Annotated in this window: 10 protein-coding genes and 1 pseudogene; 6 read left to right on the top strand and 5 right to left on the bottom strand. The window is 42.4% G+C overall.

Annotated features, from left to right (window positions below; all coding sequences use genetic code 11):
* Nucleotides 1-79: 79 nt before the first annotated feature.
* Nucleotides 80-550 (top strand): Rrf2 family transcriptional regulator, encoded by a 471-nt coding sequence (locus ACE3PQ_RS07300; RefSeq protein WP_374296528.1) that lies wholly within the window; start codon nt 80-82, stop codon nt 548-550.
* Between the two features lie 19 nt (nt 551-569).
* Here ACE3PQ_RS07300 and ACE3PQ_RS07295 read toward each other — a convergent pair whose 3' ends face one another.
* Nucleotides 570-1,136: a DUF4334 domain-containing protein gene (locus ACE3PQ_RS07295; protein WP_374296526.1), complete on the bottom strand. Its 567-nt coding sequence runs from the start codon at nt 1,134-1,136 to the stop codon at nt 570-572.
* Between the two features lie 173 nt (nt 1,137-1,309).
* Nucleotides 1,310-1,456 (bottom strand): annotated as a pseudogene (locus tag ACE3PQ_RS07290) (L-asparaginase); the annotation flags it as partial.
* Between the two features lie 85 nt (nt 1,457-1,541).
* Between ACE3PQ_RS07290 and yihA the strand changes: the two are divergent.
* Both yihA and ACE3PQ_RS07280 read left to right on the top strand, forming a co-directional pair.
* Nucleotides 1,542-2,393 carry a ribosome biogenesis GTP-binding protein YihA/YsxC gene (gene yihA, locus ACE3PQ_RS07285; RefSeq protein ID WP_374296524.1) on the top strand — a complete coding sequence of 284 codons (852 nt, stop codon included), beginning with the start codon at nt 1,542-1,544 and terminating at the stop codon, nt 2,391-2,393.
* Nucleotides 2,394-2,561: 168 nt separating this feature from the next.
* Nucleotides 2,562-3,482 (top strand): metal-dependent hydrolase, encoded by a 921-nt coding sequence (locus tag ACE3PQ_RS07280; RefSeq protein ID WP_374296582.1) that lies wholly within the window; start codon nt 2,562-2,564, stop codon nt 3,480-3,482.
* A gap of 57 nt (nt 3,483-3,539) precedes the next feature.
* Here the strand turns inward: ACE3PQ_RS07280 and ACE3PQ_RS07275 are convergent, their stop codons facing one another.
* Together ACE3PQ_RS07275 and ACE3PQ_RS07270 are read right to left on the bottom strand one after the other, a co-directional pair.
* Nucleotides 3,540-4,814, bottom strand: a complete 1,275-nt coding sequence (locus ACE3PQ_RS07275; RefSeq protein WP_374296522.1) for a dicarboxylate/amino acid:cation symporter — start codon at nt 4,812-4,814, stop codon at nt 3,540-3,542.
* A 159-nt stretch (nt 4,815-4,973) separates the two neighbouring features.
* Nucleotides 4,974-5,855 carry an acyl-CoA thioesterase gene (locus tag ACE3PQ_RS07270; protein WP_374296520.1) on the bottom strand — a complete coding sequence of 294 codons (882 nt, stop codon included), beginning with the start codon at nt 5,853-5,855 and terminating at the stop codon, nt 4,974-4,976.
* A gap of 443 nt (nt 5,856-6,298) precedes the next feature.
* Here ACE3PQ_RS07270 and plsB point away from each other — a divergent pair, with 443 nt between their 5' ends.
* Nucleotides 6,299-8,881 (top strand): glycerol-3-phosphate 1-O-acyltransferase PlsB, encoded by a 2,583-nt coding sequence (plsB, locus tag ACE3PQ_RS07265; protein WP_374296518.1) that lies wholly within the window; start codon nt 6,299-6,301, stop codon nt 8,879-8,881.
* A 76-nt stretch (nt 8,882-8,957) separates the two neighbouring features.
* Here plsB and ACE3PQ_RS07260 read toward each other — a convergent pair whose 3' ends face one another.
* Nucleotides 8,958-9,905, bottom strand: coding sequence for a putative solute-binding protein (locus ACE3PQ_RS07260; protein WP_374296516.1), 948 nt, complete (start codon nt 9,903-9,905; stop codon nt 8,958-8,960).
* Nucleotides 9,906-10,263: 358 nt separating this feature from the next.
* Here ACE3PQ_RS07260 and recG point away from each other — a divergent pair, with 358 nt between their 5' ends.
* Together recG and ACE3PQ_RS07250 are read left to right on the top strand one after the other, a co-directional pair.
* Complete coding sequence (gene recG / locus ACE3PQ_RS07255) at nt 10,264-12,342, top strand: ATP-dependent DNA helicase RecG (RefSeq protein ID WP_374296580.1); 2,079 nt, start codon at nt 10,264-10,266, stop codon at nt 12,340-12,342.
* A complete protein-coding gene (locus tag ACE3PQ_RS07250; protein ID WP_374296514.1) occupies nt 12,329-12,994 on the top strand; it encodes a ComF family protein in 666 nt (221 codons plus the stop codon). Before recG ends, ACE3PQ_RS07250 begins: the two co-directional genes overlap by 14 nt.
* Nucleotides 12,995-13,063 lie beyond the last annotated feature (69 nt).

The following is a 13,063-nucleotide window of genomic DNA, read 5'->3' as shown; positions in this document are numbered from 1 at the left end:
ATGAAAGTTTTAAAACTGCAAACAAAAGACGAGTCAATGCTATACTCGTCTTTTGCCTTTTTGAACTGCTCTGCTGTCTATGCAACTGAATAAATTTAGTGATTATGGTCTGCGCCTGCTCATGTTCTTACTCAAACCGAGTGAAGAACTGGTCACTATTGCGCAAGCAGCAACAGCCCTCAAAATCTCCGAAAATCACTTGGTCAAAGTCTCGCACTTTATGGTCAAACAAGGTTGGATTATCAGCACTCGTGGTAAGGGGGGCGGTATTCGACTCGCACCTAAAGCTTACGAATTGCCGATTGGTGAGATCGTAAGAACCTTAGAACATGACCAAAAAACAGTGAATTGCCTAGAACCCGCTTGCGCTTTGCGCTTTAGCTGTGGGCTAAAACCCTTATTAGATCAAGCATTAGAGCAGTTCTACCAACATCTCAATGGCTTTCAACTTCGTGACGCACTGCATCAACCTGTACTCTATAGCCTAACCAAAGATGCAAGCCTAGAAAAAACAAATACAAATGAGATTACGAGTATAGATATTCGCTGAATTTTCATGGCATTACGTTTTATAAATCAAGCACATAAGCGGACTGATCATCTCGCTCAAGTATAAAGAAATACGGCTGGGTGATACTTTTTAAATCCATAATACCCAACACCATATTTTCACTGATTTTTCGAAAGTGATCATGAATTGGCTTTTCATCATAGACCATCGTTGCTGAAGACTTCCCTCGAAACTCGATCATTCTCGCACGTGCCTTACTTTCATAAGTTTTAAGCACTTTGGTTGCGAGTGGCATCAGCTTGCCCACTTTCTGAAAGACGCCAACATGTTCGTTCAACGGCACATGCTTGGGATCTCCTGCGAACAATATTCCCTTGCGCTCATCCAAAAAAATCAACGGATAAACTTGCTCGCTACTCTTAAAGACCTTGCCATACCACTTTGAGAGCTCAAGCAAGCCTTCTATCGGATGTCCAGTTTTAATTTCTGCACCACGCCATTGACCAAACATAAATTCACACGATATTGGTTCAGCTTGGTCAAAAATTGCTAGCAACTCATCACTATCCGCAAAACCCTGCTGAATCATATGTTTTATTTGAATCTCGACTTCATTGTTCGACATGATGATTTCCAATGATAAGCATGTGTTAGTTTGATTACTTTAACGAGCATTCGTTGATTCACAATGATTTTTCGAATCAATTTTTATTGTTTTTTTGATCAATCATTACGACACAACAAAACCCACAAACAAAGCATTGCTAATAGGCTATTTCTTCTAGTCAAAAATTTAAATCAATACTGCCAAAACATGCGCAGTAGTTCTTTCGTTGAGTTGGTTTTAGTCAGTGCTAACGCAGTTAAGGTAAGTGCTTTTTGAGGATTAAAGTCAGGTGCAACGACCCAATCATATTCATCATCGGGCTTTTCTGCATTACGCAAATTCTTATTGGTAACAGCATCAATAACTTCACATCTTGTCGACTTGACTTATAATACCTATTAATCAACGACACAATGAATTGAAATGCACCGCTATCAAAAGTCCAAAGACACCAAAGCCAAACTCGCACCAAAGCATAAAATCAGCTATGCCAAAAAAACTGATGATGCCACCAGTGCCTATTCATCTCAGGCGTTGAACTGGCTACGTCAGGCGGAGTTTTTGATGAGTGCGCCAAAGCTCGATTTATGTGTCGAAGATACAGGCTATGAGATTGCTTTTGCAGGACGATCTAATGCAGGAAAATCGAGTGCAATCAATACGCTGACCAATCAAAAGCAACTGGCTCGTGCATCGAAACGACCGGGTCGCACGCAGATGATCAACTTTTTTACACTGGGTAATCCTGATCAACGCCTAGTCGATTTACCGGGTTATGGCTACGCCGCTGTCCCTGAAGAAATGAAGAAAGTTTGGCAAAAAGAACTGGAAAACTACCTGATTCATCGGGAGAGCTTGCAAGGTTTAGTCTTGCTGATGGATATTCGCCATCCGCTACAACACTTTGACCGTATGATGCTGGAATGGGCGCACGCACGAAACTTGTTTGTACACATCTTGCTCACCAAAGCAGACAAATTGAATCGTGGCCCTGCAAACAAAGCTTTGCTTGAAGTCAAAAAAGACCTGAATCAGTTAAAACTCAAATTTTCTATTCAACTGTTTTCATCACTCGATCGTCAAGGTTTGGATGAACTCGCTATGGTGATGGCGGGTCGTTTAAATTTCACACTTGCACAATCTGATGAATCAAATAGCGACACTGAAAACGACAGCACACCAGAGAGTATTCAAGAGCTTGATCTGCTTGAAGGTATTGACCTTGACGCCATTCCGATCTTAGGTGAAGTGGATAACGATCATACTGAGAAATAGCCACTTCCTGAGCAATATAATCGTCCCCAAATGACATGCTTTGACCTCAATTCCTTTGCGTAAATAGTATCGTTGAGCTTAAATAAAACCAATGATACATAGCTATCGGAAGGTTCATCATCATGTCATTACTTTCAATTTTTAAGCGTAAAAAAAGTCCTTTCTTCGATTGCTTATCAAATCAAACCTCGTAAGGTGAAATTTGATTGGCAAGAAACGCCTGTGGATTGGATTCCGAATGAGCCTTTTGCAAGCTATTTTGTCAACGAAATCAATATGATTTTGCCAGCGGGTGAGTTTTGGTTTTGTCGTTTATACAACAAAGTCTTAAATCAAATCGACGATCCAAAGCTCAAGCAAGATATGCAAGCCTTTATCCGTCAGGAAGCCATGCACGCCAAAGCGCACAGCTCTGCAAATGGTGAATATCTCACCGTGCGCCATATTGATCCTCAGCGCAATCTTGAAGTGATGAATCTGCTATTTAACAAATTACTCGCAGATAAACCACTTGGTATCGACGTACCCAAAGCACTTGAAAAACAATGGGATTTATTTCGACTTGGTATCATCGCCACAGTTGAACACATGACCTGTGTTCTCGGAAAATATGCTTTGGAAAATAACTACTGGGAAATGCTCGGTGCTGATCCTGAAATGGTGGACTTGGTCAAATGGCATGGCGCAGAAGAAGTCGAACATCGTACCGTCGCATTTGACCTATACCGTCATCTCGGTGGTGGCTATATTGCACGCTATTATTTGAGTATTGCTGTGATCGTCGGGGTTCTCGGTTTATGGGTCGATGGTGCAGCCAATATTATGAAGCAAGACCCTCGTTTTGCTCATAAAAAACCACATCTGCTCAAACCGTGGATTTGGTTAGAATGGTATTTAACAGCAAAACGCAGTAAAAACAAATTGATCCCAAATCCAATTTGGCTGGTTGCACAGCAGATTGATTATTTGATGCCTTGGTATAATCCTTTACATGAAGCGAATACTGACGATGCGATTCGCTATCTTGACCAATCTCCTGCGGCAAAACGTGCTGAATTGACAGGAACGCATGCTGCACTTAGTGCTTAACTTGCAATCAACTTAAAAGAGACGTTGCTCAGAAAACACAAGGAATTAACACTGTAATCAATGGACTGCGGTTTTTATCTCTATCAAATCTGCATCACCAACATGCCGTTGCACCACTGCACTTACCATCATATCGCCCTGTACATTCACCGCTGTACGCACCGTATCGAGCAAACGATCAATTGGTAAAAGTATCGCTATCGCTTCTGCAGGCAAACCCACTGATTGCAAAACCATGATCATGGTCACCATCCCTGCACTTGGAATCCCTGGTGCACCTAGTGAAGCAAGCATAGCGGTCAAACAGACAATAATCTGCTGAGTTATACTGAGCTCAAGTCCCATCAAATTAGCAATAAACAATGCTGCCGCCGCTTCATATAACGCCGTACCATCCATATTGAGCTGTGCACCAAGCGGAATCACAAAACCTGAAACTTGCGGACTCACGCCTAGCTCCTGTGCACAACGCATAGATAGAGGCATAGTCGCCGAGCTTGAACTGGTCGCAAATGCCGTGACTAATGCAGGACGAGCGACTTTAAAAAAGCGCCACGGCGAAATCCGACCAAATAGCCACAACAACAGCGGTAATACTACCAAGCCATGAAAAATGGTCGTCCCTGTCACCACAGTGGCAAACTTCGCCAAACTACCAAGTACTTCAAAATCAGAAGTCGCCACCAGCTTTGCTAGTAATGCAAAAATACCAATTGGCGCAATGTACATCACCCATTGCACCAACTTCATCATCATCTCAAAGCCTTGCTGAAAAAAGCGTTGCACAGTATCGAATTGTCCACGCCCTGCCACGATCACCGCACCAATTAATAAAGCAAAAATCACCACGGACAGCACGTTACCATCGCTAAATGCTTTAAATGGATTGATCAACGTGTTTTGGATAAAATTGTTAAAGAATGCCGATGGGCTCAGCGTATCTGGCGCTTGATAATTCGCCATCTGATCTTGGAACAGTGCAATGTCTAACCCTTTACCTGTATCAAAAATATGTGCGCAAGCTAAACCTAAAATTAATGCCAATGTCGTCGTGGTCATAAAACATAATAATGTGATTTTCCAAACACGACCAAAACGCCCAATGGCTTGAAGATTTGCCACGCCAACCACGATGGAACAAAAAATCAGTGGAATCAATAGCATCTTGAGCAAGCCAATAAAAACGCCACTCAACAAACCAAGAATATATAAACTGCTACTCTGCCATGTTGTCACTTCAACATGTGTAGGATCACCAAGCGACAAGAGCCAACCGAATGCCAAGCCCAAAATGGCGGCAATAAAAATCTGCGTATTGAGTGATTTCCACATAGCGAATTATCTATTTTTCAATTGACTACACATTAGCATAAAATACAAGGCAGAAAAAAACTCGACACGATGTCGTGTTCTTTTAGCGAGTTTGTTTTTAACGTGGGTTTTTAACGTGAGTTGCTAAATTGATTTTTAAGAGTTTATACCTTTACCCTTTCAAGCTCGACCCAAGTCTATTTCTCTGAGCCGATTTAAACCTTCTTGAATAGTACTACAGACCAATTGTCCATCTTGCCACATGCGTCCAAAGTTTAATCCACGAGAGGCTGCAGTCTGTGTTGCTTCCATATCATAAAGCAACCACTCATCTACTCGGAATGGCTTATGAAAATACATCGCATGATCTATACTTGCCGACTGTAAGCTTGGTGAAATCCAAGACAAACCATGTGGACGCAATGCTGTACTTAATAAGGTGAAATCTGAGCAAAATGCAGCAATTGCTTGATGCAAAGCGATCGTGTCATGTTCACCATCAATCTTGTCCCAAGTACGTAGGTAATGCGCTTGAGATGGTGCTTCTGGTTGTGGATCAAATGGATTACTTGGATTGATCGGTGCAATCTCAATATGACGACGACGTTGGAATGCAGCACGCAAATTTTCAGGAACAAATTTGATCAACGAGCCTTTGAGCTGTTCTTCATTAGGAATGTCCTTTGCTGCTGGATAGTCTGGCGCATCTATTTGATATTCCAAGCCCTCTTCAGGCTCTGCAAAAGACACCATCGCCTGAAAAATCACTCGACCGTGCTGAATAGCTTTGACTGAGCGACTAGAAAAACTTTTGCCATCACGCAGTTTATCGACTTCATAGACGATCGGTGCATTGATATCACCACCAAACAAGAAGTAGGCATGTAGCGAATGCGCAGGACGATTCTCCACGGTATAAGATGCAGCCATCAGTGCCTGACCAAGTACCTGTCCGCCAAAGACACGCTTGCCAACAAGGTTACGACTTTGCCCACGATATAGCCCATCTTCGATTCGCTCCAGCGTCAGAAGATCAATTAATTCTTTAGTGAGTGAAGTCATAGCGCACCTGTTCTGCTTTGTCTATGTTGCAGTAAATAAAAATAGGAAATAGCTGTTGTCAACATCATTGTGCCATATTTGACTTATTCAACCTATAGCCACGATGACTTAATTCGCATTTCGCAAATATTTATCAAATTAAGATAAAAATATCATATGAAAATCATTTTTCTATCAAGAAAAACTGCGAAGTCATCATTTACTGCCCTACTTGGATAATTTGGCAGATGCAAATACGCACCTTTCTTTCACAAAATACCGAACTACATTGCCATAGATTGATGCTAATCTTTTCAGTGATATGCCTAGCTCAAGAGAAACTTGTAACAAAGTAAGGTGATTAAACACTTCTGTGCAAAGTTGGCATAAAATACCATTCTTTTTTAAGCCAATCTCTGCAAAATAGCCGATATTTGCATTTGACCAACCACAGGAGTCCTCGAGTGGATCAGTCTGGTTTTACAAAACTATCTCGCCGACTTTCAAGTAAGTTATTGAATTTTGCGGTGAAGCCTCATCTTTTGGGCGAATTACCAAAACAAAAAAATAAGACAGATGCGCAAGCTGAACCACAGACAGATAGCGAAGCTCGCAACAAACTGACGCTATATGTTTTGCAGAATTATTCACGAAGCAATGCGATTTTGCTCGACAATGAAACCAAGCGACAGGGCTTGGATCGTGCGCTTTATCCTTTGAATTTTGCCGATTTACATGAGAAAAAATCGGTCATTTTCTTGCAACACCGCAATGAAAATAATTTGCTTAATCCGCCTGCACACAACTTCCCACCACGTTTACTTCGTTTGATCGAAGCACTCGAGGCAAATCCTGAACTCGATATTGAACTGGTACCTGTCACCATTTTGTGGGGACGTGCGCCTGACAAAGAAGATTCATGGTTAAAACTGTTATTTACCGACTCGTGGAGTACACCGGGTAAAATCAAACAATTGGCAAATATCGGTATTCACGGTCGCCAGACTTATATTGAGTTCCATGAAGGGCGTTCGCTACGTCAGCTTGTTGACTATGCCAAAGTGCAACATCCAAATCTTTCTCCTGCAACTTTTGTCGTCAGCCATATCAATGACTATCTCGATAGCAAACGTGAAGCTGTACTTGGTCCAGATCTTTCGGATCGTCGCAATGTGATGCAGAGTTTGATCAAATCTCCTGACATTCAAGATGCGATTGTGCAAGAAAGTATCCGTAAAAAGATCAGCGTTGAAGCAGCAGAACGTCTTGCGATTGGTCACTTAAATGAGATCGTTTCAGACTATTCTTATTCTGCGATTCGTTTTGCTGAAAGTACATTAACACGTCTTTGGACACAGCTCTACGATGGCGTAGAAGTGCATAACTTTAGTACCGTGCGTGAGCTTGCGGATAAATATGAAATCATCTACACACCATGTCATCGCAGTCATATCGACTATTTATTATTGTCTTATGTGATTTATCAACGTGGTTTAATGGTGCCGTATATTGCTGCAGGTGATAATCTCAACTTGCCATTTGTCGGTCAATTATTACGTGGTGGCGGTGCATTCTTTATTCGCCGTAGCTTTACTGGTGCGCCACTTTATACTGCGGTCTTTAAAGAGTATTTGTTTAGCATCTTGTCACGTAATACACCACTTGAATATTTTATCGAAGGTGGTCGTTCACGTACTGGACGCTTATTGCCACCGAAGACAGGTATGCTTGCCATGACGGTGCATAGCCATCTGCGTGACCGCGCAAAGCCAATTGCCTTTATTCCAACTTATATTGGCTATGAGCGTCTCATGGAAGGTGGCACATACATTGGCGAGATGCAGGGTAAACCCAAAGAAGCAGAATCCATCTTCGGCATTATTAAAACTTTGCGAAAAATTGAACGCATCTTCGGTAAAGTCCATGTGAATTTTGGTGAGCCCGTTTTCCTTGATGATGTGTTAAAGCAACACCAAGTGGAAAACACTATCGTTACAAGCAATAACGAAAGCCTGCCAAGTGAAGTCTCAGGTGCAATCAGTACAGTAGCACACGATATTATGGTGAATATCAACCGTGCTGCCGTAATCAATCCTGTGAACTTGCTGTCTTTGGTTTTACTGGCAACGTCAAAGCACACGCTAGATGAAGACACGTGCGCTGCACAGCTTGATATTTATCAAAAACTTGCACAACAGTTGCCATATGACGAGCGAAGTCAAGTCACACCACTTTCTGGCAAAGAGATGATTGCCTACGGTCTGAAGTTGAAACTCATCAAACGCATTAAACATGCGCTTGGCGACATCATTGGTATTGAGGATAATCAAGCGGTTCTACTCACCTACTTCCGCAACAATGTATTGCATCTCTATATCTTGCCATCACTCATTGCTGCATTAGTTGAGCATAACGGACGCCTAGAACGTGCTGATTTAATCAACGTGATCAAAGCACTCTACCCATTCTTAAAAGCTGAATTGTTCTTAAAATGGGAGCTTAAAGAGATTGAGCCGATCATTGATCAGTATAGTGACGCTTTGGTTGCAGCCAAGTTGATGACTGTTGATCACGAGCAAACCTTGTATAGCCCAACACCGAACAGTGAACAGCACAAGCAACTGTTGATCTTGGCAAAACCTGTTAAGCAAAGCTTAGAACGCTATTTTATGACTATTGCGCTGATTACCCAACGTGGTAGTGGCAAGATCAGTGGTAAGCAAGTTGAAGAACTGAGTCATTTATTGGGACAGCGATTATCGGTGCTTTATGACTTCAACTCCCCTGAGTTTTTTGACAAAGCATTATTCCAAAGTTTCTTAAAAGTGCTGACACAGCTGAACTATATTGAGATCAATGAAGGCTTGATTGAGTATGAAGAGCGTTTAAGCAATATTGCTCAAAATGCGCACTTGGTGCTCGATGAATCGACGCTACATATGCTAGAGCACATTACTACTTTTAATGATGAAGAGCTGAAAGTTGCACTTGAAGCACTTGCACAGCAGAAAACCTCACGTCTACGTAAGAAGCCCAAAGCCAAGTAAATTTATGGTAAAGCTAAGTAAATTCATTGCAAAGACAAAACAAAGGCGGTCATCTGACCGCCTTTTTTAGGAATATTTACTTCTTACATTCGATGAAATTCGGCTCTTGATTACAACGCAGGTGACGAATCAAAGTAATCATCGTCCCATCATAGGTTTTATCTGCAATAAACTCTTTACGAAGTTGAGAAAGTAATAAATTCCCACTTTTTCGATCAATCTCAGGAATCTCGTACATAATATTCTTTGGTACGGTTGCATCCCATCGCTCGACCATCTTGATAAATTGAGATTGTTTTCCTGCAAACCATTTACGGCTCTTTTGCCCAAAGTCTGCAGGATAATCGCCACGATGAAAGATCACACTGATGGTCATTAATGCGATTGAAAAATCAGCAACCCCGCCTTGATTCCCCACCAACTTATCCACCTCAAAAGGCTTATAAATAATCAGTGGTGCAGGCACAATATCCATGTCACCATTCTTATATTTTGCAATCGCATTATCAAAGGTCATAAACACAGGTTTAATACCAACACGTTTCGCCATACGCTGTTGCGATGGATCATCTTTTAAGACACCGATACGTTTACCTGCCATTTTCTCAAGTGAGTTGATAGTTTTATCTTTAGAGAAAAAATAAGCCAATCCAAAAGGCACCATACCGACCACTTCATGATCTTTCGTTTTCATCTTTGAGGCGAGCTTTGGGCTACCCAGTGCAATCAGCACTTTTTTAGCTAGATCATAATCATTGATGGCACCAACTGCACCAATAGACCCAGCAAAATTATTATATTTCTTCATCACATAGTTGTCAGCAATAATACCTTGACACTTTTTTGACTCAAAGTCCGACACTGCATCATCCAAGCTTGTATATACTTGTGGTTCAATATTTACACCCCACGGCTTGGCAGCTAGCGCATAGTCCTTTGCAACTGCCATAATATCACCGTTACTACCCATAATATCAAAAACACAAAGTTGTTTTGACGCCGCCTGAGTACTAACAACTGCCACTACACAATGTCCCCAGCATCAACGAATTCAAAGTTCGCATGGTGTTCCCTCACTTGTTTGCTGTTCCAATATTCTTGTTTTCATATGTGATGACCGAAAAACGACTTCACCCTGTCTGCATCACATTTGATTGGATGGTGACACATAATAAAGTTTACGCATCACGATATATTATGCATACACATATTGATCATCTTTTAACTGATCATAACTGATTTATCATTTTTTGGAATTGACAATTTTGACCAAATTCATAGAAATACTGCACTAATTTAAACAACACTGTGAAAAATAGCGCATTTAAGTCATTGCATTGCACTTTCCCTATCGCTTGCATATCATGAGTGCAAATCAATAGATAAAACATTCATCAGCAATGAATATTCCGCTCTCCAAGCTTGCCAAAATCACCGATGCCAACCTTGTGCAACTGGAAAAGCTCAACCTATTCACCACACACGATGCATTATTTCATCTGCCCCGTGATTATGAAGATCGTAGCACTTTGCTCGATATGCAATCCTTACAGGTTGGTCGCACGGTGCTGATCGAAGGCGAGGTCAAATCGGTCGATTTTCCTGCAGGCAAAAAAAGATCCATGGCGGTACTGCTTTCTGATGGTGTGGGCAAAGTCACTTTACGCTTTTATCATTTTTATAAAGCATTAACTGAACAATTGGCAATCGGCGAGTATGTTCGTGTCTTTGGTGAGGTGCGTCTTGGCGCACGTGGCTTGGAAATGTACCATCCTGAGATCATTTCTAAATCTGCACAATTACAGGCGAACTCACAACTTACGCCAATCTACCCAAGTACCGATGGACTAAAACAAGCCAAACTCCGTCAGATCATTGATCAATGTTTAAAGCAGTATGCGCATGATCTGCAAGAACTGATGCCTGAAGGGATTGCCAAGAAGTTTGACCTGATCCAAGCCTTAAACTTTATTCACCATCCGCCTTTGGGCTCAAATGTTGCTCAGCTTCGTGAAGCACGCCACCCTGCACAGCAACGGCTGATTTTTGAAGAATTGGTCACTCATCAAATTAGTCTTTTACAGCGTCGTCATTATATTCAACAAATCCAAGCGCCAAAAATGTCACCGAGCAAAAATCTGCTCAAAAGACTTTTGACACAGCTTCCCTTTACACCGACCAACGCACAGCAACGGGTCAGCCAAGAAATTCTCAATGACTTGCAAACCCATAAACCGATGCTGCGCTTGGTGCAAGGCGATGTGGGTGCAGGAAAAACATTAGTCGCTGCGATGGCAAGCAGTCATGTCTTAGAATCAGGTTGGCAAGTGGCAATCATGGCACCGACCGAGATCTTGGCGGAACAGCATTATCTCAACTTTGATCAATGGTTTAGCGTACTTGATACTGGAAATGGTGGTTTAGAAGTGGTTTTTTTGGCATCAAAACTGCGCACAAAACAGAAAAATATCGCCCTTGAGAAGATCAAACAAGGACAAGCGCAGATTGTGATTGGTACACATGCACTGTTCCAAGAGCAAGTTGAATTTAAGCGTTTGGGCTTAGTCATCATTGATGAGCAACATCGTTTTGGTGTCGATCAACGCCTTGCCTTACGGGACAAAGGCGCAGATGGCATGACACCGCATCAGATGGTGATGACTGCCACCCCAATTCCACGGACTTTGGCGATGAGTGCCTATGGTGATTTGGATACCTCAATCATTGATGAACTGCCACCTGGACGCACACCGATCCAGACTGTTGCGATGCCAATCGAACGTCGTGAAGAAGTACTGCAACGCATCTATAAAAGTTGCATGGAAGGCAAGCAAGCCTACTGGGTTTGCACCCTCGTTGAACAATCTGAAACTTTAGATGCGCAGGCTGCTGAAGCGATTTTTCAAGAGTTGTCCGAGAAATTCCCTGATCTAAAAATTGGTTTGGCACATGGCAAACTCAAACCTGAACAAAAGCAATTGGTCATGCAACAATTCAAAAATCATGATTTACAATTATTGATCGCTACCACGGTGATCGAAGTCGGTGTTGATGTGCCAAATTCCTCCATCATGGTGATTGAAAATGCAGAACGGCTCGGACTATCGCAACTACATCAGCTCCGTGGGCGGGTTGGACGAGGTTCACAGCAGAGCTTCTGTGTGTTGCTATATAAATCGCCACTATCGCAAAATGGTCAAGCTCGCTTAGATATCCTACGTCAGACCAATGATGGTTTTGAAATCGCCGAACGTGATCTAGAACTGCGTGGGCCGGGTGATGTACTTGGGACCAAACAAACGGGGAGCGTGAGCTTTCGAGTGGCTGATCTGCAACGTGATGAATATTTATTGGCTCGTGCCCATCAGGCCGCTGAGCAGATTTTACAGACCCATCCACAGCATGCCGATGCACTGATGCAACGCTGGCTACCCGAGGCACCACGCTATGCCTTTATCTAATCTGTCTTTGTTTGAAAAGCTACAACATACCTTTTCCAAAGCGACGTTTCGTCTACCGACTTTTGATTTGCAACCGTGTTTGCTGTGTCAGACTTCACGAGCGAAACAACATGGTGTCTGCCATCAATGTTGGCAGACCTTGCCGTGGAAACAACAAGTAATCGAGCGCCATGAAGTTGCTTGCTGGGTGGCATGTGAATATCGTTTTCCGATGAATCGCATCCTGCATGCGTATAAAGATCAAGCACAATTGCAATATGTCGATTTACTGGTTGCATGTTTACTCACGATGCCAAAACCTCGGGTACAAGCCATCGTGCCGATGCCAATCTCAATAGAAAAACTGATCTTTCGAGGTTTTAATCAATCCGAGCTGTTGGCACAAGCCTTAAGTACAACATGGCAACTGCCGATTTGGCGACCAATCTCTCGTGAGTCTGGAATCAGCCAACGTGGCGCAGATCGTAGTGAACGACTGGTACATGCCGAAGCGCAGATGGTGCTAAATACGTCGGAGAAACGCTATAACTCAGTATTGATCTTGGATGATGTGATCACCACTGGTGCAAGTGTACTTGCGGTGAAAAATCTACTCACCGAGCTTGGCTGTAGCAATGTGCAGGTGGCTTGTTTGTGCGATGCGAGGCATTAGAATTGATTGAAACAATTATAAAATAGCACATTAATTTACCTGTAATGCAAATTGCATTACAATAGATAT

It is taken from the genome of Acinetobacter sp. (assembly GCF_041911495.1).
Classification (GTDB): domain Bacteria; phylum Pseudomonadota; class Gammaproteobacteria; order Pseudomonadales; family Moraxellaceae; genus Acinetobacter.
The sequence above is the reverse complement of the archived record's forward strand: the minus strand, read 5'-3'. Positions and strand labels throughout refer to the sequence as shown.